The organism is Acinetobacter junii (assembly GCF_018336855.1).
GTDB classification, from domain to species: domain Bacteria; phylum Pseudomonadota; class Gammaproteobacteria; order Pseudomonadales; family Moraxellaceae; genus Acinetobacter; species Acinetobacter junii.
Genome location: NZ_CP059558.1, coordinates 983,007 through 1,005,970 on the forward strand (window position 1 = coordinate 983,007; position 22,964 = coordinate 1,005,970).

A 22,964-nucleotide genomic window follows, 5' to 3' on the forward strand; every position below is an offset into this window, starting at 1 on the left:
AAGGAAGCTAATTAGCTTCCTTTTTTATTGGCTTTAGCATGACTAAACGATAATAAGAGCAAGCCAACAAGATTCCACCAAGAGTTGCTAAATAAATCAGTTTAGGTATCACGATTGCTGTAGGTACACCCATTTGATTTAATTGCACAAACATTTGAACACCATATGTAGATGGAAGAGTCCAAGCTAAGTATTGCATCCATTCAGGCATAGCTGCATGTGGCCAAGCAGTACCTGTTAATAAGAACAGAGGGACTGAGGTAACAACAATTAAATGTCCTACGCGTTCAGGCATATCTACTAAAGATCCAACCAGCATCGCTAAACCGATAATACAACTTACATAAACTGGCGTTGCAAGCAGCATTCCCCAGAAATTTCCACCATGAGGATAGTCATAAAGCCAAAATGTAAAACCGAAGAGGTATAAACAACCAAGACAACCTATTGTGAGAATTGCTGTAAAAGTTGCCCAAAACTCGATTGGTTTTGCGATCCAACCTGATTCACGATAGCTCGCAATCAACATAGCGAGACCTAATAACAGCGTCTGATGAATGATTAAACTCGCAACAGCGGGAAAAATATAACTTCCATATCCAGATAATGTATTAAAGAGCGGAATTTGATGAATAGAAAGTTCTGGTTTAAAAGGAGTTGCATCACCGAATTTTTCCAAAAATTCTTGTAAGGTTGCTTCAATAGAACCTGCTAAACCTATGCCAACTTCTTTCGTTTGAATGAAATAAGCTGTACTTAAATATAGACCTATACCTCCCATTTCACCACGTGTGATGCTATTGGTCAGATTGTTGGGTAAAAGTAAAATACCTTCAGCTTTCTGGTTTTGAACTAATTTTTTTGCCTCTAAGAAATTATCAGTTACCGTCATGATTTTCACATGAGGACTATTTGAAACTTGGCTAATGATTTTTGAACTTAAAACACTTTGCTCTTCATCTACGACAACAATCGGAATATCTTCCGCTGTTTGTGCTTTATAAGCAGTTGGATAAAAAAAACTATATAAAATGACAGCAGCAATGAGCGTGGTGAAGATTGAGGTATTTGCTGCAATATTTTTAAAGGTTTGCAGATAATAATTTAAAAATGTTTTCATACGCATTGCTCCTGAGTCAATTTTCGAAGTAAGCGAATACTCACAAAGAAGAACAATGCTGAGAAAGCAATTAAGATAGAAAGTGGAATAAGTGAAATTATTGGATCGCTACCAATCACCCATTGTTCAGTTTGTAACTTTGCATAAGGTGTATAGGGAATCAGCATTGACCAAATTTGAGTAAATACAGGTGCATTATTTAGGGGGAGGGTGATTCCTGAAAAACTAGGAGAAGAACCACCATACAAAGCTAAAAAGCCAAAGGTTTTTGCCAGATCTTGCGTCGCCAATACTACAGAACTACTAATGATGGCATAGGCGAAGTACAAGAAAAATTGAGCGGTAAGGATTAAACAGATGGAACCTGCTATGAAATAACCTCGGATATTCGATAGCCAAAACATCCAACACCAAGTCCAAAAGCAAAAAATGAGTACATAAACTAACAATTTACCGAGTAAAGTGTGGATTGCATTTCCACCAGTAACCCATTGATTAAATGTATTACGTTTAAATTCCTGACCAACTGCAAAAGCAACACAACAGCATAATAATAAATGTAAAACTGCTGGCACCATAAATGGCTCCAAGAACAGTTCATAACTCATATTAGGATTATATAAAGTGGATATTTTTATGTGAGGTGTAGGCATTTCTATATAGGGGATGGTATTTGACAAATAATCATCTCCCATATATTCAGCAATTCCATTTAAGGTGCTGATCAACATCGCTGATGAGATTGTATTCCCAACGCTAAAGAAAGATTGATTATAAGCAATACTAATTTGTGCATCTTGTGCACTAACTAAGCGCTGCTCAGCACCTTCAGGAATAAATACAAAACCCCAAGCATCTGTTTTATTGATTAATTGTTCTGCTTCATCTTGACTGGTTGTAATCGTTTTAATTTTTATAGTGTGATTCACGCTCAAAGCATGAATAACTTTTCGGCTCATCTCGCTTTGATCTTGATCAATTACAACGATGGGTAAGTGATCAGGTTTACCAGCTGAAAACATGCTGCCAAAAAGTATAATAACCAATAATGGCGCGATGATTGCCATAAATAAATCAGCTTTATAGCGCTTTAAATAGCGTATTTCACGAAGCATTATGGCAAGCATGTGTTACTTTGCCTCTTCGATATTAAATAAAACGCTCATCCCAACTTTGAGATCGGGAATTTTTTCTGTAGGGCTTAGATGGAATTTAAAGCTTCGAATATCATATCCACCTGTTTGTCGCGTAGTTTTTATCGTTGCAAACTCACCCTCAGCATCGATTTTCTTTACTTTAAATGTCACACTTTGATTCAATGCAGGAATGAAGCCTTCTAAGATTTTTGATTTATAGATTGAGTTGTAGAGATCTTCTCTTACATTGAGGCTGACCCATAATTCCTGATCTTCAAGGATGCTGACTACAGGTACACCAGTAGCAACAAATTCAGTTGGTTTACCATATGTTTTGGAAACAGTGCCATCAATTGGCGCATAAAGTTTTGTTTCGGCAGTTAAAGCATTTGCTTCATTCACCGCGGCTTGAGCAATAGCAACTTGAGCATCAGCGGTTGATTTTTGTTGTTCTGTACTGCCGCGTTTGGCGCGTGCATATTGTTGGTAAGCTGCTTCAGAGGCTTCTTTTGCAGAGGTTTGAGCTGCAAGCATTTCATCTCGTCGTTGACGAGAAATAACACCTTGTTGATAAAGGATTTCCCCTCGTTTGTAAGTCGTTGCAGCTAGGTCAGCTTGGGTCTTCATTGCTTGCCAGTTAGCGTATAGCGTATCAATGTTTTCTTGTTGAGAACCTCTATAAATTGTTGATTGAAAAGCGAGTGCGCTTTGTAATGCTGCTTGAGCTTGTTCTTTTTTTGCATCAAGTTCAGGGCTTATGAAACGAACAAGAGCTTGTCCTTTTTTTACTGGTTGTCCATCAGTGACATAGAATTCTTCAATACGACTAGGAACTTTGGTACTGATATGAACAGTTTCAGCTTCTACTCGTCCTTGTAACTCGATTGATTTTGGTTGATAAGCTTTCCATAAGCCAAAAGCAATCAAACTCAAGAGTAATAAGATAATAATGACGATCAGGATTTTTATTTTTGTATTATTTGAAGGTGGTGATGGTGTACCTGAATCAGTTTTAGAATGATCAATTTGACTGTCTGTTGAGTTTTCAACGATCTCGTTATTTGAATTATCTTCTACATTGGGTGATGAAATATTTTGATTCATGATGTACTCCAATTAACGAATATAATCCGTACGAGGTTGGTTCACATAAAGCTTGAATTCTTCGATTGAACCGTAGCTTTGTAATAATGTTGCTAAAGATAATATGTATTTATAAGCATTTATCGCCATTTCACCTTTTAAAGCATTCAGCGCATTTTGTGCATCGATAACTTGTGTTGCTGTTCCCATACCTTCTTTAAAAGATAATTGTTGAATACGTAAGTTTTCTTCGGCTGCACGAGTATTTTTGATTAAGAGTTGATGACTTGTTTGAGATGCATTCAACTCACTATATGATTTATATAAAATATTTTCGATTTCTTGTTTGGTGCGTTCAGTCATCATTTCTGCTGCATATCGTTTCAATTCAGCAGCATGAATATTTTTATTTTTATCAATACCAGAGAATAAATTGTATTTCGCCATCACGCCGATAATCCAATTTTCTTTATCATCTAACCCGTATTCACCAAAGGCAAATACACTTGGTTTTTTGGCTGCTTGCTGGATACGGATATTTTCATTTGCCAATTGGGTATCCATCTGTAATTTTTTTACTAAACTTGAGTTTTGATCATAATTGCTAAGAAAAGTTTCTAAATCATTTTTTTGAGTGGTATTTACAAATAATGGTGTACTTAAGCTAAGACGATCACTGGTTTTGAGTAAATTTTTTAAACTAAACAAGCTTGCTTGTAGGTTAGATTGTGCGTTTTGATAAGCCCGATCAGCATTATTTAAGGCAACCTCAAACTGCATACGTTGTCCTTTATTAATAAACCCTTGTTTTTCAAGTTTTAAGGCATTGTTATAATGCTGTTGCATCGCATTAAAATTAAATAGGCTGACATTGGATAACTGCTGTTGTAGTTGGGCATTAAAATAAGCTTGGATCATTTCAAAACGCTGAGCATCTTGCTGTTGTTTCTCGCTAATTGTTGAGCGTTGAGCCTGCAAAGTCGCTATTTGCTTGGCACTTGAGATTTTCCCCCCTGTATATAATGGCATGACCATAGAAACTGAAGTTCTTACATCCTGATCTTTGACGGTTACATCAACATTATTGGGTACTTTATTTAGACCATCACTAACAACTTGATCAAAACCTTGGCTTATTTGATCAATGACTTCTGGTGATAATACGTTTTCCCATTGAGAAAGCTTTTCATCAAATCCGCGTGTAAGTGAGTTTTCCAAACGACGTTTGCCTGACTCTAATGGGACGCTAGTTTCACTATGAAAGGAATAGGCAGTTGCATTGAGATCAATACGGGGGAGCCCAAGATTTTTTATTGCATCCATTTCTAGTTGAGCTGATTGCTGCAAGGCTCTTTGTGCTTGTGTGCTATATGCATTCTCAACAATATATTGCTCAGCTTCACTATAGCTAATAGTTTGAGCAAATATTGAACTTGTAAAAAAACTACATGTGATTATATGGATACACATGCTTATTTTTTTTTGAAACCGTTTGACCCTTAAATTTGGTCGATTATTTTGTTTCAACATTTGAGCTTGTCGCAATTTAATAATACTCGCGTTAGTCTAAGTTCTTTTTGTAAAATTAAAATATTATGTTTTTAATTAAATAGTTATATAACCTGAATTGGTGTAGTTAAATTGTAAAAATTAGAGTTTTTAATCTAGTCTAGATTCAATGAAATAATCATATTCACTTGAATAAAACATAATAATGAATCGCTGAAATTGAATGTATTTAAAAAAAGAAATAGTTGAATGAACGAAAAATTTTGCAGATAAAATTAAATATTTAAGCGATAAGCTGCTGCAAGCTTCGCCAATCTATGATTAAATTCCCATCTCAATTTGTTTCACTTTCACAAGGGAAAACTCATGCGTGCTTATAATTTCTGCGCTGGTCCTGCTGCACTACCTACTGCCGTTTTAGAAAAAGCTCAACAGGAAATGTTGGATTGGCAGGGGAAAGGCTTGTCGATCATGGAAATGAGTCATCGTAGTAACGACTATGTTGCTGTTGCAGAAAAGGCAGAAGCTGACTTACGTAAGCTCATGAACATTCCTGAAAATTATAAAGTACTTTTTCTTCAAGGTGGGGCATCCCTTCAATTCTCAGCGATTCCATTAAATTTGTTGGGTAAAAATAATAAAGCTGATTATATCCATACAGGGATTTGGTCTGAAAAAGCGTTGAAAGAAGCAAAACGTTACGGTGACATTAATGTGATCGAAGCGGGTACTTTGATTGATGGTAAGCATGCAATTACAGACCAAGCAACTTGGAACTTATCTGCTGATGCCGCATATGTACATTATGCAGATAATGAAACGATTGGTGGTTTACAGTTTGCAGGTGTTCCAAATGTTGAAAAGCCACTGGTATGTGACTTCTCATCAAGTATTTTGTCTGCTCCGCTAGATGTAAGTAAATTTGGTTTAATTTATGCGGGTGCTCAGAAGAATATTGGCCCTGCAGGATTGACGATTGTCATTATTCGTGATGATTTGTTGGATCAAGTAAAACCTGAAATTCCAAGTATTTTGAAATATAACGATCAAGCTAAAAATGGCTCAATGGTTAACACTCCAGCCACTTATGCTTGGTATTTATCTGGTTTAGTTTTTGAATGGTTACTTGAACAAGGTGGCGTGGATGCGATCTACAAAGTCAACCAAGAGAAAGCAAAACTTCTTTATGGTTATATTGATTCGAGTGATTTCTATAACAACCCGATTGCACTTCCAAATCGTTCAATGATGAATGTTCCATTTACGCTTGCTGATGAAGCTTTGGAAAAGACATTCTTAAAAGAAGCGGAGCAGCAACATTTGCTTAACCTTGCAGGACATCGTTCAGTAGGCGGTATGCGTGCAAGTATTTACAATGCTGTGCCACTTGAAGGTGTACAGGCATTAGTTAACTTTATGGATGATTTTGCAAAACGCCATGGTTAATCGCTGAAAAATAAAAAAAGCCCTCGAAAAAGAGGGCTTTTTTACAAGAATGAAATTTTTAGAAAATGCCAATTTGATGAAAAATAAGTGCTGCTAAAAACATACCAAGTAGAAAAAAGCAAAAAGCACCAACGTCAAGTTTAAGGCCTTGGTCACTTGAATGAATAAGACTGGTGGTCGTTTGTTCTGGTATAATTTTCATTAGAACGCCTAAAAATTGCTATTTATGTGATTTTATTTCACTTTATAGCAGTTTTAGCATAAATATTCGCCTGAATCCATAGGTTGCCGCGAATATATTGACCAATGTTAAAGTTTTTATACAAATCATTTTTGGTTGCAATACGGATTAATATTGCAGGTAATGTATCCTCTAAAACTAAAGTGACATCGTAAAGGGTATATTCGTCTTGCATAAACTGCATTGAAGTTTTACCAACGATATTACCTTGGAACCAAGCTTCATCTTCTTGCCCTAATGTTTCACCAAATAAATAAGCGACCATTTTAGAAAAGTCGACAGTTACAGGTTCTTGATCTTCAGGAGTTTTTGGTTCCCAAGCATTAATCAATTCTTGTAAGTTTTCAGGTGCAATTCCATTATGCTCAGCCAGAATAGCATTTAATGCACGGTGGTGTTTAATTGAAGCAGGGTCATCAACAATGATTTTTTCATCTTCTGACACCGCTTCTAATTCATATGCCCAAGCATTAAATTGGACTTGATAGGTTTCATCTTTGCCATATTTACAGCGATTAACACTAAATAAATTATCAAATGCATAAATAGTCGTACTTTTATTTAAATTTAGTCTTAATACCGCTTGGGTTGCAGATTTACAGGTAATAATTCGTTCAATCTGTGCATCGTATTTATACGGGCTTTGGAAACTTGGAAATGCAGTTTTTAAAGCACGTGGTTTTTGATCTTCAACAGCGATAATTTGATTAATTGCAATCGATTGATCACTTGGACCTTGAATCAACCAAAATGATTGATCCATTTCATGTTCTTCTGTGCACAATCCCATAGGCATAACAGGAGTATCTAACGCCAGACCTAACCATTTAGGTACGTCAGATGCAGGATTATCTGTTAATAAGTTCCAATGCTCAGCGTGATTACCGAAATTTTCATCTTGAATTGTAATGATTTCTGGACTGTTTTGAATTTTCATAAATCGTAATGCTGGAAAGATTGAACTTATACTATTAAATCGAGGGTAACATCGATTTTTCAAGTCTCGATATGTAAATCTATAAAATTAATTCATTTATGTGAAAAAATGGGTTTTAAACTTAGACAGCAAATCAATTGAGTCTTAATGATTGCTTTGCTCAATTTCCCTCTACTTTTCTAGCAATCTGCTACACTAGCATTTTATTTATATGAGCTTTCGCTTACGTGCTGCCATTCAAATTATGGGTAGATGCAGATGCTTTGCCTAAGATTTTAAGAGAAGTGATTCTTCGTGCTTCAGATCGTTATCAATTGGAAGTAACTTTCGTTGCCAATCAAAATGTCGGTATTACACCTTCGGTACGAATCAAATCTATTCAGGTTATGAGTGGGGCAGATCGTGCTGATCAGGAAATCGTGGAACGTATGCAGCCAAATGACATTGTCATCACGCAAGATATTCCTTTGGCTGCACAGGTTATTGAGAAAGGCGGAATTGCAATCCATCCTCGTGGCGAAATCTATACTACTGCAAATGTAAAAGCCCGATTACATCTTCGAGATTTTATGGATACCTTGCGTGGTGCTGGTGTTCAAACAGGAGGACCTCCTCCAATTTCTGAAAGAGATAAGCGTGAGTTTTCAAGTTCTTTAGACCAAACCATTTTAAAGCAAAAACGTAAAACCGCTTCTTGAGTATGATATGCCCTCACGTACAAATCTGATTCTAACTTATGGATTACTCGTTTTTATATGGGCGACGACCCCATTGGCGATTGTTTGGAGTGTATCTGATTTACATCCCATGTGGGCTTTAGTACTGCGTTTCTTTATTGCTTTGCCACTAGCCATCGTCGTCCTGTTGATTTTAAAAGTAAGATTTCCTGTAGATAAAGTTTCAATACTGAGTTACATCGCAGGCTCATTGAGCTTAATCGGATCTCAGATTTTTACGTATGCGGCTACGGCTTACTTGAGTTCAGGTTTAATTGCATTGATGTTTGGGTTAGCACCTATTATGGCTGGTTTGATTGGTCGTTTTGGATTTCAGCAGAAACTAGCATTATTGCAATGGTTAGGTATGGCTGTCTCAATCATTGGCTTAGGTTTGATTTGTTTGAGTGATAATCAGAACCATGTCCAACCATTGGGTATTGGACTCATGATTGTAAGTGTATTTGCATATTCACTCTCGATTTTCTTAGTCAAAAAGATAAATGCAAATATTCAAGCTATGGCACAAGCGACGGGATCAATTTTGGTTTCGACTTTGATTGCGATTCTTGTTGTGCCTTGGATTTGGCAATATGCTCCAACACAGATGCCTTCAGCAAAATCTTTACTGGCTTTATTCTACACGGTGATCATGGCATCACTGATTGCAATGTTTTGCTACTTTAAACTAGTACAAAATCTCAAACCGACCACTTTGTCTTTAACGACTGTGATGACGCCCTTATTAGCAATATTGATCGGTGCCTTTCTGAATAATGAGCAGCTATCAGTACAAGTTTTTGTTGGTGCAAGTATCGTGTTGTTTGGTTTGCTACTCTATTTTATCAAGGATTTGAGAGCTTACCGTCGAATGTAAAGATGAGCTTTTAAGGGTTTTCAGACTGTTGAATGGTTTCGGCCAATTTAGCTCTGTCTTGTGGATTCAAAGTAATAAAGTATGCACCTATACGGAATTTTCCTTGTTCATCTGGATTGCTATATGCAACTTGCGCTGTAGCTGCGATGTGAAAGAAGTTCTCTGGGTGGCTAAGCGTGATGTGAATGTATGTACCTTCGTTAATATCTTGAGCGCTAAAAAAACTTAGTCCATTTTCAGAAAAATTTACTTGTTCTGGTACAGGTAGTAGGGATTGCACGATATTGTCGTAGAAAGATCCTGTAATCAAATTTAGTTTTTGATTAAATAGGGATAAGATACGAGCAATTTGTTGATCTTTTTCATTTAATTGTTCTAATTCGTAGCGAAACGCATGATCAAATTGATCTAATTCTGCAAGTAGTAGAAAATAGCGTGGCAAAACAAAGTGAGAATCATAGGGATCATTCAGTGCAACGTCATCAGGAATGATTTGATAGTTGATTCTCAACACGGCATCAATACGAGACATCACTCGACGTTCAGTGTTGTCGTCAACAAGATGATGTTGTGAATTTTCCATAATAAATCACCTCGGACTAGATGGTATGTTTAAGCCAATCTCGCTGTATATAGGGTTGAGATATACTCGTGCTCGGCGGAGTAATCACTTTATTTCTTTTATTGCCTTGGTTTCCATGATTGGTTTAACGCTTGGTGTCGCAGTGTTGATTACAGTACTTTCTGTAATGAATGGCTTTGACCGTGAGCTTAAAAACCGTGTCCTTGGAATGGTTCCCCAAGCTACTGTTTCTTCTACTCAAATTCTAACAGATTGGCCTGAGCTTGTAAAAAAAGTTGAGGATCATCCGCATGTAACAGGTGTGGCTCCATTTACCCAATTACAGGGGATGTTGACTGCTCAAGGGCAAGTTGCAGGTATTATGGTGACAGGGATTGAACCTGAGTATGAAAAAAAGGTTTCAATCATTCAGAATCATATGGTTGCAGGCAACTTAGGTGCATTAAAAAAGGGTGAGTTTGGTATCGTTCTCGGTAAGGATATGACTGATGCATTAGGTTTAGGCTTAAATGATAGTGTCACTCTTGTTCTACCAGAAGCAACGCCATCACCAGCAGGTGTAGTACCACGTTTTAAACGTTTTAAAATCGTTGGTATTTTTAGTGTTGGCGCAGAAGTAGACTCAATGGTGGGTTATATCGCCTTGAATGATGCTTCGACATTATTGCGTTTACCTGACGGTGCTCAAGGTGTTCGCTTAAAACTAGATGATATTTTTGCTGCTCCTAAGGTTGCAGATGAAATTGTCAGTCAGTTACCAAGTAATTTCTATGCATCGAATTGGACGTATACGCATGGAAACTTATTTAATGCCATTCAAATGGAAAAAACTTTAGTCGGTTTGCTTCTAGTACTGATTATCGTTGTAGCTGCATTTAATATTGTTTCTTCTTTGGTCATGGTTGTAACGGATAAAAAATCTGATATTGCAATTTTGCGTACATTAGGCGCTTCGCCGTCTATGATCACTAAAATTTTCATGGTGCAGGGGACTGTTATTGGTGTGATTGGTACGATTGCAGGTACGATTCTAGGCGTAACACTTGCACTTACGATCAGTGACATTATTTCATGGTTCAATACAGCACTTGGATTGAACTTATTTGATGCCTATTTCGTACATTACTTACCTTCTTATTTGAGATGGCAAGATGTTGTCGTGATTGTGACTGTATCTTTATTATTAAGTTTCTTGGCAACGATCTATCCTGCATTACGTGCTGCCAAAGTCCAACCTGCTGAGGCATTGCGTTATGAGTAAAATTGTCTTAGAAGCTAAAGATGTTTTTAAACATTTTGATGATGGTAAAACCAAAGTTGAAGTGATTAAGGGCTTGTCATTGCAGGTCAATGCAGGTGAGTTTGTTTCTATTGTTGGTTCAAGTGGTTCAGGTAAAAGTACTTTGTTGCATGTCTTGGGTGGGTTAGATCAACCTACACAAGGGCAAGTTTTTTTACAAGGACAACGCTTTGACAATTTAGGTGAGGCTGAGCGTGGTTATAAGAGAAATCAGTATTTAGGTTTCGTTTATCAGTTCCATCATCTATTGCCTGAATTTTCTGCTTTAGAAAATGTCGCTATGCCTTTAATGTTGCGTGGTGAAAGCAATTATAAAGACGTGAAAAAACAAGCTGAATATCTTCTTGATCGTGTTGGATTGTCTCATCGAATGGAACATAAACCTGGTGAGTTATCCGGTGGTGAACGCCAACGTGTTGCTTTAGCCAGAGCATTGGTCACTAAGCCTGCGGTAGTTTTAGCCGATGAGCCAACAGGTAATTTGGATCGGAAAACTGCATTGAGTATTTTTGAATTACTGACTGATCTAAAAAAAGAACTCAATATGGCAATGCTTATAGTGACCCATGATGAGCAATTAGCAAAATCGGCAGATTCAATTTTGCATATGCAAGATGGTTTATGGATTGATCAGGCTTAAATATTTTCTATGATCACTTGTTAAAGCCCTGAAAAAGGGCTTTAATTTTGCCCTCAGAAAAATCAAAAACTTAAATTATAAATACATGTTGAAAATTATATTGATTGGCTGGATTGTGGGTATTTCAGCTATGGGACGTGATTTTGAAATCATTAATTCTACTTGGTGGATTTGGTGCTGTATTGCGACTCTTCTATTTATTTTTTATAAAATAAAAAATAAAGGGCATTCCCCATTTTACAAGTCACTGTTATTGATCACTGCGATCTGGGCAATGTTTTGCGCGGGGTATCACTATGCAGATCAAGCTCTAGAAAAAAGGCTCGAATTACGCGAGTTAAAATCGCAACCATTTGAGGCTGTTGTTTATATTCGAAAAATAAGTGAACTCTCTGAAGATGGTGTTATACAGCAAGCCGTAGTTTTAAATCGACATGATCAAGTAGTGAATTGGTTGATGTACATAAAGGAGAAGGATCATCAGCCAGAAGCTTTTGTATTGGGGAGCTATTATCGAGTTTACGGAACAATCAAACCCGCACACAGTTATGCCGTTCAAGGTGTTTTTGATCAAGAAAAATGGTTCTTACAACAAAATTTAATGTCAGCATTTTTAGTCGAACAAATCGTACCTTTAAGCCAAGATGAGGTTTATAGGCTTGGTCATTTGCAATATTTGAAGGAGCAAGACCATTTTTTGGAGAAAATCGGTCTTAAGATTGAAATAATGCGATTTGAATTTAGGCAAATGCTTGCTCATTCAAATTTACAACACAAAGGATTGTTGCTTACGTTGCTTACTGGTGATGAAAGTTTATTAGCTAAAGATTTAAAGAAAAAATTTCAGCAACTTGGGATTTCACATTTATTGGCGATCTCAGGTCCTCATGTGCTGATTTTTGCAATCATGCTGACATGGGGATTGCAAAGAGTTTTACAGCATTATTTTCCAAACTTATATCTATGGCAACCTCGTCAGATTATTTTGGTTTTTCCATTTTTATTTAGTGTCATGGTTTACGTGGCTTTCGTTGGATTTGAAATTCCAGCTTTAAGGACGTTGTTGACGGTCGCCTTGGCAAGTTTTTTCGTTATCACAAGGCAAGAGATTCAGCCTTTTCAGTTACTAATTTATAGCGCGTGTTTATTTCTCATCTATGATCCATTTAGTATCTTGTCGGCTGCCTTTTGGTTATCTTACGGTGCATGTTTCATCCTATTGAGAATTTATCAAACGATCAGAACTCTACCAAAAGACAAAATAAAAAATAGAACTGAGGATGCAAAGTTTGCAATCAAGATTTTGATCGAATCACAATGGAAAATTTTTATTGCCTTAATGCCCTTAGTCATCATTTTTTTCCAACAAATTGCTTGGATTGCACCACTCAGTAATCTGATTGCTATCCCGATATTAAGCATGTTGGTTGTACCTCTAGATATTTTTGCTGCATGTATTTGGCTAATTTTTCCTTCATTAGGTCTAGTTTTATTCACCCTCAATAATATGTTGTTAAGCATACTAATCGGATTATTAGATATTTTGATGTCACTGACACCTGATTTACAAGGTATAAGTTATATCCCATTGTCATTATTCGCTTTGAGTGTCGGGATTTTTATTTTATTTATGCCGAAAGGAACGATACCTAAATCTTGGGGTTTAGTTTGTTTCTTACCTATTTTATTCGGTGCAAAACAACAAAAGACTATGCTAACCATTTTAGATGTGGGGCAGGGACAATCTGTATTTTTACAACAAGCTCAGCATAACCTAATGATAGATACTGGTGGTTCATATAATGAAGAGATGTTCAGTTTAGGTGAGCGAGTCATTGTTCCATTTCTTCGACAGCAGGGCATCGAAAAATTAGATCAAATGATTTTGTCACATCTCGATCAAGACCATAGTGGTGCTTTCCCATATATTGAGCAAGCCTTCGAGATCACAAAAGTTTATGCCAATGAGAAAAATGACAAATTGCCATTTAAAGATAATTTTTCTTTTTGTCATCAAAGTCAAAAATGGAATTTAGCTCAAGCTCAGGTTGAGATTCTATCTCCAAAAATAGAGGAGCTGAGTTATGTTCAAAATCAACAAAATGAATATTCATGTGTTGTGTATATTGAGTTTGAACATGCCAAACCGTATCGCAAATTCTTAATTATGGGGGATGCAGGTTGGGAAACAGAATATAAGCTATTAAAGCAATATCCAGACTTAGAGGTAGATGTCATTGTTTTGGGGCATCATGGAAGCAAACATAGTTCAGCTTATGATTTTTTAGCAACAATTAAACCTAAATTGGCAATCGCTTCCGCAGGTTTTGAAAATCGTTATGGTCATCCGAGTATTGAATTACAGCAAAGATTGCGAGCATTAAATATTCCATTGTTGACGACCAGCCAAAACGGATCGATCTCCTTTGAAATCAATCATGCAAATACCGTAATTTCCATGTACAGACAACAACGTAAATGGTTAACTCGGTTGCAATAAAAGTGATTTATTTTTGATTTTGCAATCTAACTTCAGCGACCCTAGCTAAGGCCTCTTGCTCATCAATATCATAAATTTTCTTTAAACTTTTGTTGGCACTAAATCGTTTGTAACTCCAATGGTAATGACTTGGATAGCGGCGAATAAGTTGCTCTAAAGCCTGATGAATAATTAGTGTTCCTTGCTCAGCATTGCCTTCATAAATTTGGGGATTGATTGGTTCAACAAACATATCAAATCCATCTTGATCATTTCTCATCGTATAGATCAGTAATGCTTTGGCTTTTGTTTTTTGGATTAATTTTGCGCTTAGACTACTGGATGCTAATGGAATCCCAAAGTAATCAATCATATCACCGCCTTGATCAGGTGTATGGTCAGGTAAAATGGCTGTTGTTCCGCCTTGTTTTAATGCCTTAAAAATTTGTCGTACACCACTTTCATCTGTTGGCACGAGGTTGGCTTGTTCACGACTTCTGGCATCACGGACAAACTGATCTGCATCTGGGTTTTTAACTGGCTTATACAATATCGTCATTTGAGTATAATGAGATAACCAAGAATTCATCACTTCCCACGTTCCGAAGTGGGGTATGACGAGCACAAGTCCTTTTTTTTCTGCTAAAGCGTCGTGAAAGTACTGTTCACCAGTGATGCTATGTATACGCTGAATGTTTTTCTGATTACTTGAACCCCAAATACTTAAAAATTCGAAATAAGACGTGAGCTCATTGCGAATTGCTTCTTTAGAGAGTATCTGTAACTCATGATCATTCAGTTCAGGAAATGCTATTTTTATGTTTAAACGAATAATTTTGGAAATTTTAGATAATTGAAATCTGTTAAATAACCCAGCCAATATGCGTGCAATAAACCGTCCTAGTTGGATTGGTTGTTTACTGAATAGTTTGATCAGTTTGTAGTTTGAACTAGTTGCTTGAGGCTGGGTCATTGATTTGTGGTATTTAGAATTACATGAAAAGAGTATAACGCACAAAATAATTATAAGTTAAAACAAGTTATTTAAACAGTTTTCTGTAAATCAGCGTATATAATAAAACCACTTTAAAATCTATTGGATTGGAATCTTATGTCCGATTGGCCACCGAAACCACAAAACGAACCAACACATAGTAATAATGTGACAGGCAAAGAATGGCAAATCTTGGAAAAAGCTGTTTTAGCATCTGTAGAAGAACAGCGCCGTAGTCGTCGTTGGAGTATCTTTTTTAAATGTTTAGGTTTTGCTTATTTGTTGATTGTTTTAATTGCAATGAGTAAAAGCTGCTCTACTACAACTGAAAAAGCAACCACGAGTATCAGTAGTGATCACTTAGCAGTGGTCGATATTATCGGAACGATTGATTCATCAAGCAGTCAATCTGCTGTGAATAGTGAGGATACAAATAAAGCATTAAAGCGCGCATTTGAGGCAAGTGGCAGTAAGGCAATTGCTTTGAATATCAACTCTCCTGGTGGTTCACCAGTTCAGTCAGACGAAATTTGGCAAGAAATTCGCTATTTGAAAAAGCAATATCCAGCTAAAAAAGTTTATGCAGTGATTGGAGATATGGGCGCCTCAGGTGCTTATTATATTGCATCTGCAGCTGATGAAATTATTGTTAATCCATCGAGTCTAGTCGGTTCAATTGGTGTAATTATGCCAAATTATGGCTTAAGCGGTTTAACTCAAAAATTAGGTATTGAGGATCGCACGCTTACATCTGGTAATAATAAAGATATTTTGAGCATGACAAAGCCGATTAATCCAACTCAACAAGCACATGTTCAGTCAGTTTTGGATAATGTTCATAGTCACTTTATTAACGCTGTTAAAGAAGGTCGTGGTAAGCGTTTGAAATCTAACGACCCTGCGATCTTCTCTGGTTTATTCTGGAGTGGTGAGCAAGCGATTGCCTTAGGTGTGGCGGATCGTAGTGGTAGTTTGACGACTTTGATGAGAGATTTGAAGGTTGAGCAAAAAGTTGATTACACTGTTCAGCATAATCCGCTTGAGTCAATTTTAGGTCGAATGGGTACAAAAATTGGTGAGGGGATTAGCTCATCATTGGCAACTCAATTAGACACTCAACAAAACGCAAAACTACAATAATATTATCTGACTTATCACTAAGTTTTCTTTGTCATAAAGGAAACTTAGTGATTCTTGATCTTAATTTTCTCACCATCTTACTTTCTATAAATTACTCTGTAGTTCTCCCTTTTAAATTGTAATGATCTTTGAACGGGAGATAATTGATCAATCGATAAATTTGAAGACGAATCTATGAAACCTTTAATTCATTTCGCTCATGCGAACGGTGTGCCTTCAAAAGTTTACCAAAAGCTGTTTGATGATTTGAAAAGTGATTATGACATTATCTATGTACCTGAAATTGGAACAGACAAACGTTATCCGATTACCCATGGTTGGACATATCTCGTTGATCAAGTTATAGATAGTATTGTTCAGCAATCAAAAGGTCGTAAGGTGATCGGTTTAGGACACTCTTTAGGTTCTGTATTGACTTTGATGGCTGCGTATCGTCGTCCTGAATTATTTTCCCAAGTGATTATGCTAGACCCACCTTTAATTATAGGTAAAGCATCTTTTGTATTTCATCTTGCAAAGCTCTTTAAACCCCAATTAGTCGACAAAATTACGCCTGCAGGTTTATCAGTACGTCGTAGAGATCACTGGGAATCTCGTGAGCAAGCCGCAGAGCTATTGCGAAATAAAGGATTCTATCAACATTTTGATCTTGATTGTTTTCAGGCATATATTGACTATGCATTAGCAGATGATCCACGAAAAGGTGGGGTAACACTTACGATACCTAAAGATGATGAAGTTGAATTGTTTAGGACAACACCTTCAATGTGGTGGTTACCTATGCCGAAGCCTAAAGTGCCTGTTCATTTAGTGGTTGGAAGTGACAGTGTATTTTTAAAAGAGAAGTTTCCTCAGGTTGCTAAGAAGAAATTAGGCATTCCTTTTTCAATCGTAGAGGGTGGGCACATGTTCCCACTGGAACATCCGACAGAAACAGTGATGAAAATTAAAAATCTAATTCGTTAAGACTCTGTAATACGACATAAAAAACACATCCGAGGATGTGTTTTTTGATTCTAGAATTGCGCGAACTGAATTGGTCGTTCCAAAGGTTTCTGATTGAAAAATGCCTGACCATCTCTCCAAGTCAGTTGACCATTACATAGCCATTCTGCAACTTGAGGGTAAATAAAATGCTCAAGTTTGTGCACACGCTGAGCAAGTGTTTCAACCGTGTCGTTAAGATGAACTTCTATCGCAGATTGAGCAATGCTTTGACCTGCATCAAGTTCTGCTGTAACAAAATGAACCGTACAACCATGAAAGCGATCACCCGTATTCAAAACACGTTGGTGTGTATTGACACCCTTATAGTAAGGGAGAAGGGAGGGGTGAATATTTAACATTTTACCTTGCCATTGGCTGACAAAACTTGGTGTTAAAATTCGCATAAAACCAGCAAGAATAACTAAATCAATTTGCCATGCTAATAGTTGTTGATGCATGGCTTCATCAAAACTTTCTCTATTTGGAAAGTCTTTGTGTGAGACGACAGCAGTAGCAATATTGGCTTGTTTAGCACGTTCCAAAGCATATGCATCAGCTTTATTTGAAAGTACACCAATGATTTGCCCTGAAAGATTTGCATCAATCAGGGCTTGTAAGTTGCTACCATTGCCAGAGACAAGTACCGCAATTCTCATTATGCAAAGATCACGCGAATTTTTTCGTCTGCGCCTTCAACTGATTCAGCATTTTCTTGGATATGACCAATTTTCCATGCTGTTTCACCTTGCGAGTTAAGTACTTCGATTGTTTTATCAGCATCATCTGCATCAACAGCGATGACCATACCAACACCACAGTTGAATGTACGATACATTTCGAAGCGTTCAACATTGCCTTCGCGTTGTAATAGTTGGAAAAGTTCTGGCCAATTCCAACTTGACTCGTTGATTACTGCTTGAGCACCATTAGGAAGTACGCGAGGTAAGTTACCAGGTAAGCCACCACCAGTAATATGAGCCATTGCATGGACATCAACTTGCTTGCAAAGTTCAAGAACAGGTTTTACATAAATACGAGTTGGTTCCATTGCTACATCTGCAAGTGGACGACCATCAACGATTTGTGTCAAATCAACATTTTTAACATCTAAAATTTTGCGAAGTAATGAATAACCATTTGAGTGAGCACCACTTGATGCAACACCGATCAGTACATCACCAGACTTTACTTTAGTACCGTCAATGATTTTACTTTGCTCAACAACACCTACTGCAAAGCCAGCAAGATCATAATCTTCGCCTTCGTACATACCAGGCATTTCAGCAGTTTCGCCACCAACCAATGCACAACCAGCTAATTCACAACCTTTACCAATACCTGTTACTACATTTGCTGCAACATCAACATTTAAGTGACCTGTAGCGTAATAATCTAGGAAGAATAATGGCTCTGCACCACACACGAGTAGATCGTTTACGCACATTGCGACTAGGTCTTGACCAATTGTGTCATGACGATTTAAGTTAAGCGCTAAACGTAATTTAGTGCCTACGCCATCGGTGCCAGACACCAATACAGGTTCTTCATAACCTTTTGGAATTTTACATAACGCACCAAAACCGCCAAGTCCGCCCATAACTTCAGGACGTGTGGTACGTTTAGCGACTGATTTGATACGATCGACCAGTGCGTCGCCCGCTTCAATGTCGACGCCCGCATCTTTATAGCTTAAACCAGTATTTGAGGTAGAAGTTGAGTTGCTCATAGTGAAGTCTCCGCATTGGCGGCAGATTATAACCTGAATATACGAAACTCTTATGTTATTTATGCTCGAAAATGCTATCTTTATTAAAATTTTTTTCTATATATAACGATTACACAAAAAAAGGCTGGATTTTATGCAAGATCAGGTATTGCGCCGTATCTTTATCCTCGCTGGACTCGCATTGCTCCTCTGGGTCTTATATCTGTTGAAACCTGTTGTTTTACCCTTTGTAGGTGCATTCTTTATTGCATATTTGTTCAGCCCACTCGTTGATACACTTGTCAAATTTAGATTGCCTCGCTGGTTAGCGATCAGTTTAGTGTTCGTTGGAATTGGTGTTCTGTTAACAGTTGTTTTATGGTTTTTAGCGCCTTTAGTTTGGGAACAGCTGATTTATGCAAGAGATAGCATACCAGCTGGAATTCATTGGATAAATGCAACATTCTTACCATGGGTATCTCATACATTTAATGTGGTACCTATGGAAATAGATACTGAGCAATTGTCTAAAGCCGTTATGGATTATATTCAGACTAACTATAGTGCAGATAGCATTCAAACTATGGCATTACGCGTAGCGCAGTCAGGTCTTAATTTTATTCAACTCGGTGGTATTGTAATTCTTATTCCAATTATTGCATTTTACTTTTTGCTTGATTGGGAAAGAATGTTAGATAGTTTACGTCGCCTTATTCCACGACCTTATGAAGCTTCTACTTTAACGATTGTTCGTGAATGTCATAGCGTTCTTGGAGCATTTGTTAAAGGGCAATTTCTGGTAATGCTTTTATTAGGAATTGTTTATGCGGTTGGATTACAACTGATTGGATTAGAAGTTGGTTTGATTATCGGTATGGTCGCCGGTCTTGCAAGTATTATTCCGTATTTAGGCTTTGGTGTTGGAATTATCGCAGCAGTGATTGCAACATTATTCCAGTTTGGTATTGATTGGATGCAACTATTATTAGTTGGTATTGTCTTTATGATTGGTCAAATGGTAGAGGGTTATATTCTGCAACCTTTCTTGTTGGGGGATAAAATTGGTCTATCGCCTGTTGCAGTTGTTTTTGCTGTCTTAGCAGGAGCGCAATTAGGTGGTTTTCTCGGAATGTTGATTGCATTACCTGTTGCAGCGGTTATTGTCGTTTTACTTAAGCATGCCCGTAATAATTATGAGCGAAGTCGTTTATATGGATTACCTTCAGAATTTGTTCTCGAAGTGAACAATGATCAACCAGTACATTTTGAAACGCAGCAATTAGATATTGATCTTGAGGGAGAAAAAACTCAAGATACAGATACATCTAATAAGACTCACCCTGATTAATCGAGGAAAAAATTAACGATATGCGTCAACTACAACTGGATATTGAACCTCAGCTTGATGCCCGAATTAGTGATTTTTCGGGTCCAGGATGGGGACCTATCGTTGACGCAATTAGACAATTACATACAGGGTTGGTCAGTAGATTTTATGTTTATGGCGGTGCAGGGACAGGTAAAAGCCATCTCTTATCTGCGATATGCGATTCCTATCTTGAACTAAATCGTCCAGCCATTAAAGTATCGTTATTAGAGCTATTAGATGCACCTATTGAAGCGATCACGTCATTAGAATTTTATGATTTAGTAGCTTTAGATGATGTTGATGCGATTTGTGGAGTTCCTCATTGGCAAAAAGCAGTCTTTCATTTGATGAATAACCATGAGGGGCAGTTAGTTTTTTCATCACGAGTTGCACCAATCGAATTAAAATTAGAATTACCAGACCTACAATCCCGATTAACTCAAGCTGTCAGTGTTAAAGTCCCTAATGGCAGCTCTTTTATTGATAGACAAGCCTTATTGCAATCTGTGATGAATCGACGAGGGATTCACTTTGACCAGCAGATCGTAGATTATTTACTGAATAATGGACCTCATCAGGCCTCAGTGTTATTACAAACATTGGCGCAACTTGAAAAAATGCTGAAAGGTGAAAAAACCAAGCTCTCGAATACAACACTCAAGCAAATTTACGCACTTATTGATGAATATCGCCAATAGCATAAAATTTCTTGAGTAATTTTGAGAGCTATGACAAAGTACGCACAAAGGAATGTGGTTGCAAATTGTCTTTTGCAATACGAAGAAAAATGAAAAATAGAAGGAGAACGGTATGTTCAAACGGACGCTTGCCTGTGCTTTATTTGCAATTACTGGACATGTATATGCAGCAGATATTCAAGTCACTACACTAGTTGATGAAGATAAGGATGATACCGTTTGTTCATTACGTGAAGCAGTTTTTTTCCTAAATAATCGCGCCAAAAAAGAATATGAAAATGGTTACCATGGTTGTGGTAATAAAGATGCGAGTTCTATTATTGTATTACAGCGGGATAAAGAATATTCATTAAATAAGTCGCTTGAGTTGAAAGTAGGAATGACGATTACTACAGCAACTAGTGGTGATTTTAATGATAATAAAAAGGGTGCGAATAACGCGACACTAAAAATGGTGGGAAGCGATCGAATCTTCTTTATTAATGATGGAAGTGTAGAAAAAGAATTAATTTTAGTTAATTTAAATGAATTAAATTTAAAAGGATCAGCGACTAAGTTAAATGATGGTGGTCTGATCTATAATCGAGAAGCATTAAATATTCAGTACTCTCGCTTAACTTCTGGTAACGCAACACGGGGTGGCGGGATATATAATGCTGGTATTTTATCTGATACTGAAAAAACGGCAGGTATCGTACGAATTGGTAACAGTATTTTAGAAGGGAATAAAGCTGATAAAGGTGCTGTTATTTACAGTGAAATGCCGCGTTATCTTGTCTTTCAATCAGTCATTCGAGATAATCAAGGTACTTCAGCTATAGATGGAGCTATATTATTCGTTCAAACTGGTTTTAGAGATGAAACTACAGGTGTAGCATTACAAAGTCGATTTGCTGGCATAAACAATACGACAATATTCCATAATAAAGGTGGGTATGTTGCAAATATCCGTGAAGGAATGATTGTTAATAATATAACAATGATTAAAAACGCTGCTGGATTATATTTACAAGCCCCAAAATGGACCTCCAAGACAACCACTGGGGAGACAACTAAAGAAGAAAAATTTCCAAGTGCATTTGTATCAAATAGTATAATTGTCGATAACGGTACTACAAATTGTGTTACATCATCTGATGATGAGTCAGTCGTTCAAAGTACGCTGACAACATCAGACTGTAATTTAGATGCTCCTGCTGAACGACCAAATTTTATGTGGGATAAAAATAATCTAAAGCATAAATTAATTGCAGGTGACAGTGCTGAAAAAGATATATGTGATGCACCTCCTGCAGATGGTCTGCTATGTCCATTTACTACACCAAAAGATCAATTGGTTGGTTTCTTTAAACCAAGGTTATTGTCATCATATACAACTCTATCTGATTCATTAATTGTGAATAAGGGGCGGATTTACAGTGATGGTAGTTCTATTGGTTTGGCAAGTTGTGAGTTAATAGATCAGCGCGGTAAAAATAGAAGCGGATATGACGAGCTTTGTGATCTAGGTGCAATAGAGCTTGTAATTAACAGATCAGAAGTTCCAATTGCTGGTCAAGACATTCTTTATGGTCAGATTGCTAAATTTAATATAAGTGAAAGCCTATTAGATGGAGAACTATTAGATTCTGCATCTTGTGAGCGTATATTAGGAAAACGTTCTGATGGTCAAACTTGGCAGCCAGGATGCCTTGAAGTGCAGCAGACATTAACACCATCCAAAGGTAAACTTACAATTGATCAATTTGGTAATGTTGTTTATACACCAAATAGCAATTGGCATGGTGCTGACAAATTTAATTTACGTATTATTACAACAACAACACGTTTCAACGATGTTTCAAATTATTACATCACCATTCCTACAACGATCGTTCAAGATCCACCAAATAATTTTGAAAGTAAAACAGTAAATGTTTCAGGTGGTAGTTTGGGATTAACATCAATTTTAATGTTATTAGGATTAATTGGTTTCCGAAGATTTAAAGCTTGATAAAGGGATTT

At 37.0% G+C, this 22,964-nt stretch carries 21 protein-coding genes; 11 read left to right on the top strand and 10 right to left on the bottom strand.

Features of this window, described 5'->3' with window-relative positions:
• Nucleotides 1–7: 7 nt before the first annotated feature.
• The 4 genes from H2677_RS04690 to H2677_RS04705 are packed head-to-tail and all read right to left on the bottom strand — an operon-like array spanning nt 8 to nt 4,869.
• Entirely contained in the window at nt 8–1,120 is a 1,113-nt protein-coding gene (locus H2677_RS04690; protein WP_212639250.1) for an ABC transporter permease, read from the bottom strand.
• Entirely contained in the window at nt 1,117–2,247 is a 1,131-nt protein-coding gene (locus H2677_RS04695) for an ABC transporter permease (RefSeq protein WP_212639251.1), read from the bottom strand. Before H2677_RS04695 ends, H2677_RS04690 begins: the two co-directional genes overlap by 4 nt.
• A gap of 3 nt (nt 2,248–2,250) precedes the next feature.
• Complete coding sequence (locus tag H2677_RS04700; RefSeq protein ID WP_212639252.1) at nt 2,251–3,360, bottom strand: HlyD family secretion protein; 1,110 nt, start codon at nt 3,358–3,360, stop codon at nt 2,251–2,253.
• 12 nt (nt 3,361–3,372) lie between these two features.
• The gene (locus tag H2677_RS04705) at nt 3,373–4,869 is read right to left on the bottom strand and encodes a TolC family protein (protein WP_212639253.1); all 1,497 of its coding nucleotides are present in this window, start codon (nt 4,867–4,869) and stop codon (nt 3,373–3,375) included.
• Nucleotides 4,870–5,214: 345 nt separating this feature from the next.
• Here H2677_RS04705 and serC point away from each other — a divergent pair, with 345 nt between their 5' ends.
• Nucleotides 5,215–6,294, top strand: coding sequence for a 3-phosphoserine/phosphohydroxythreonine transaminase (gene serC, locus H2677_RS04710; protein ID WP_004959857.1), 1,080 nt, complete (start codon nt 5,215–5,217; stop codon nt 6,292–6,294).
• Between the two features lie 58 nt (nt 6,295–6,352).
• Here the strand turns inward: serC and H2677_RS04715 are convergent, their stop codons facing one another.
• Together H2677_RS04715 and H2677_RS04720 are read right to left on the bottom strand one after the other, a co-directional pair.
• On the bottom strand, nt 6,353–6,496 hold the full coding sequence (locus H2677_RS04715) for a hypothetical protein (protein ID WP_004913649.1): 144 nt from the start codon (nt 6,494–6,496) through the stop codon (nt 6,353–6,355).
• A 37-nt stretch (nt 6,497–6,533) separates the two neighbouring features.
• Nucleotides 6,534–7,472, bottom strand: a complete 939-nt coding sequence (locus tag H2677_RS04720) for a hypothetical protein (protein ID WP_212639254.1) — start codon at nt 7,470–7,472, stop codon at nt 6,534–6,536.
• 227 nt (nt 7,473–7,699) lie between these two features.
• Here H2677_RS04720 and H2677_RS04725 point away from each other — a divergent pair, with 227 nt between their 5' ends.
• Together H2677_RS04725 and H2677_RS04730 are read left to right on the top strand one after the other, a co-directional pair.
• Nucleotides 7,700–8,170, top strand: a complete 471-nt coding sequence (locus H2677_RS04725) for a YaiI/YqxD family protein (protein WP_004913645.1) — start codon at nt 7,700–7,702, stop codon at nt 8,168–8,170.
• Nucleotides 8,171–8,177: 7 nt separating this feature from the next.
• Nucleotides 8,178–9,065 carry a DMT family transporter gene (locus tag H2677_RS04730; RefSeq protein WP_212639255.1) on the top strand — a complete coding sequence of 296 codons (888 nt, stop codon included), beginning with the start codon at nt 8,178–8,180 and terminating at the stop codon, nt 9,063–9,065.
• A gap of 10 nt (nt 9,066–9,075) precedes the next feature.
• Here the strand turns inward: H2677_RS04730 and H2677_RS04735 are convergent, their stop codons facing one another.
• Complete coding sequence (locus tag H2677_RS04735) at nt 9,076–9,648, bottom strand: PilZ domain-containing protein (protein WP_004952935.1); 573 nt, start codon at nt 9,646–9,648, stop codon at nt 9,076–9,078.
• Between the two features lie 25 nt (nt 9,649–9,673).
• On the opposite strand from H2677_RS04735, the gene H2677_RS04740 reads away from it, so the two are divergent.
• From H2677_RS04740 to H2677_RS04750, 3 genes are all read left to right on the top strand, one after another.
• Nucleotides 9,674–10,909, top strand: coding sequence for a lipoprotein-releasing ABC transporter permease subunit (locus H2677_RS04740; RefSeq protein ID WP_004959849.1), 1,236 nt, complete (start codon nt 9,674–9,676; stop codon nt 10,907–10,909).
• Nucleotides 10,902–11,588: a lipoprotein-releasing ABC transporter ATP-binding protein LolD gene (gene lolD, locus H2677_RS04745; protein ID WP_004913635.1), complete on the top strand. Its 687-nt coding sequence runs from the start codon at nt 10,902–10,904 to the stop codon at nt 11,586–11,588. The genes H2677_RS04740 and lolD overlap by 8 nt, the downstream gene beginning before the upstream one ends.
• Nucleotides 11,589–11,673: 85 nt before the next feature.
• Entirely contained in the window at nt 11,674–14,088 is a 2,415-nt protein-coding gene (locus tag H2677_RS04750; protein WP_212639256.1) for a DNA internalization-related competence protein ComEC/Rec2, read from the top strand.
• Nucleotides 14,089–14,095: 7 nt separating this feature from the next.
• Here the strand turns inward: H2677_RS04750 and H2677_RS04755 are convergent, their stop codons facing one another.
• Complete coding sequence (locus tag H2677_RS04755) at nt 14,096–15,040, bottom strand: lysophospholipid acyltransferase family protein (RefSeq protein WP_004952941.1); 945 nt, start codon at nt 15,038–15,040, stop codon at nt 14,096–14,098.
• 138 nt (nt 15,041–15,178) lie between these two features.
• Here H2677_RS04755 and sppA point away from each other — a divergent pair, with 138 nt between their 5' ends.
• Together sppA and H2677_RS04765 are read left to right on the top strand one after the other, a co-directional pair.
• Complete coding sequence (gene sppA / locus H2677_RS04760; RefSeq protein ID WP_004913625.1) at nt 15,179–16,201, top strand: signal peptide peptidase SppA; 1,023 nt, start codon at nt 15,179–15,181, stop codon at nt 16,199–16,201.
• 174 nt (nt 16,202–16,375) lie between these two features.
• Nucleotides 16,376–17,167, top strand: a complete 792-nt coding sequence (locus H2677_RS04765) for an alpha/beta fold hydrolase (protein ID WP_212639257.1) — start codon at nt 16,376–16,378, stop codon at nt 17,165–17,167.
• A 50-nt stretch (nt 17,168–17,217) separates the two neighbouring features.
• On the opposite strand, the gene purN is transcribed toward H2677_RS04765, so the two are convergent.
• Nucleotides 17,218–17,847 (bottom strand): phosphoribosylglycinamide formyltransferase, encoded by a 630-nt coding sequence (purN, locus tag H2677_RS04770; protein ID WP_171053811.1) that lies wholly within the window; start codon nt 17,845–17,847, stop codon nt 17,218–17,220.
• Nucleotides 17,844–18,914 carry a phosphoribosylformylglycinamidine cyclo-ligase gene (gene purM / locus H2677_RS04775; protein ID WP_004959833.1) on the bottom strand — a complete coding sequence of 357 codons (1,071 nt, stop codon included), beginning with the start codon at nt 18,912–18,914 and terminating at the stop codon, nt 17,844–17,846. Before purM ends, purN begins: the two co-directional genes overlap by 4 nt.
• A gap of 133 nt (nt 18,915–19,047) precedes the next feature.
• Between purM and cxpE the strand changes: the two genes are divergently transcribed.
• From cxpE to rbtA, 3 genes are all read left to right on the top strand, one after another.
• Complete coding sequence (gene cxpE / locus H2677_RS04780; protein ID WP_125298411.1) at nt 19,048–20,241, top strand: chloramphenicol efflux transporter CxpE; 1,194 nt, start codon at nt 19,048–19,050, stop codon at nt 20,239–20,241.
• Nucleotides 20,242–20,261: 20 nt separating this feature from the next.
• Nucleotides 20,262–20,960, top strand: a complete 699-nt coding sequence (locus H2677_RS04785; RefSeq protein ID WP_004913609.1) for a DnaA ATPase domain-containing protein — start codon at nt 20,262–20,264, stop codon at nt 20,958–20,960.
• Nucleotides 20,961–21,072: 112 nt separating this feature from the next.
• Complete coding sequence (gene rbtA / locus H2677_RS04790) at nt 21,073–22,953, top strand: rhombotarget A (RefSeq protein ID WP_212639258.1); 1,881 nt, start codon at nt 21,073–21,075, stop codon at nt 22,951–22,953.
• Nucleotides 22,954–22,964 lie beyond the last annotated feature (11 nt).

What these genes read in the sequence shown, in the direction of transcription:
- H2677_RS04695 (WP_212639251.1), bottom strand. Translation starts at nt 2,247, where the DNA reads ATGCTTGCCATAATGCTTCGTGAAATACGCTATTTAAAGCGCTATAAA.
- H2677_RS04730 (WP_212639255.1), top strand. Translation starts at nt 8,178, where the DNA reads ATGCCCTCACGTACAAATCTGATTCTAACTTATGGATTACTCGTTTTT.
- cxpE (WP_125298411.1), top strand. Translation starts at nt 19,048, where the DNA reads ATGCAAGATCAGGTATTGCGCCGTATCTTTATCCTCGCTGGACTCGCA.
- H2677_RS04700 (WP_212639252.1), bottom strand. Translation starts at nt 3,360, where the DNA reads ATGAATCAAAATATTTCATCACCCAATGTAGAAGATAATTCAAATAAC.
- H2677_RS04720 (WP_212639254.1), bottom strand. Translation starts at nt 7,472, where the DNA reads ATGAAAATTCAAAACAGTCCAGAAATCATTACAATTCAAGATGAAAAT.
- H2677_RS04740 (WP_004959849.1), top strand. Translation starts at nt 9,674, where the DNA reads ATGTTTAAGCCAATCTCGCTGTATATAGGGTTGAGATATACTCGTGCT.
- lolD (WP_004913635.1), top strand. Translation starts at nt 10,902, where the DNA reads ATGAGTAAAATTGTCTTAGAAGCTAAAGATGTTTTTAAACATTTTGAT.
- H2677_RS04785 (WP_004913609.1), top strand. Translation starts at nt 20,262, where the DNA reads ATGCGTCAACTACAACTGGATATTGAACCTCAGCTTGATGCCCGAATT.
- purM (WP_004959833.1), bottom strand. Translation starts at nt 18,914, where the DNA reads ATGAGCAACTCAACTTCTACCTCAAATACTGGTTTAAGCTATAAAGAT.
- H2677_RS04715 (WP_004913649.1), bottom strand. Translation starts at nt 6,496, where the DNA reads ATGAAAATTATACCAGAACAAACGACCACCAGTCTTATTCATTCAAGT.
- H2677_RS04735 (WP_004952935.1), bottom strand. Translation starts at nt 9,648, where the DNA reads ATGGAAAATTCACAACATCATCTTGTTGACGACAACACTGAACGTCGA.
- serC (WP_004959857.1), top strand. Translation starts at nt 5,215, where the DNA reads ATGCGTGCTTATAATTTCTGCGCTGGTCCTGCTGCACTACCTACTGCC.
- H2677_RS04750 (WP_212639256.1), top strand. Translation starts at nt 11,674, where the DNA reads ATGTTGAAAATTATATTGATTGGCTGGATTGTGGGTATTTCAGCTATG.
- H2677_RS04705 (WP_212639253.1), bottom strand. Translation starts at nt 4,869, where the DNA reads ATGTTGAAACAAAATAATCGACCAAATTTAAGGGTCAAACGGTTTCAA.
- rbtA (WP_212639258.1), top strand. Translation starts at nt 21,073, where the DNA reads ATGTTCAAACGGACGCTTGCCTGTGCTTTATTTGCAATTACTGGACAT.
- sppA (WP_004913625.1), top strand. Translation starts at nt 15,179, where the DNA reads ATGTCCGATTGGCCACCGAAACCACAAAACGAACCAACACATAGTAAT.
- H2677_RS04690 (WP_212639250.1), bottom strand. Translation starts at nt 1,120, where the DNA reads ATGAAAACATTTTTAAATTATTATCTGCAAACCTTTAAAAATATTGCA.
- H2677_RS04755 (WP_004952941.1), bottom strand. Translation starts at nt 15,040, where the DNA reads ATGACCCAGCCTCAAGCAACTAGTTCAAACTACAAACTGATCAAACTA.
- H2677_RS04765 (WP_212639257.1), top strand. Translation starts at nt 16,376, where the DNA reads ATGAAACCTTTAATTCATTTCGCTCATGCGAACGGTGTGCCTTCAAAA.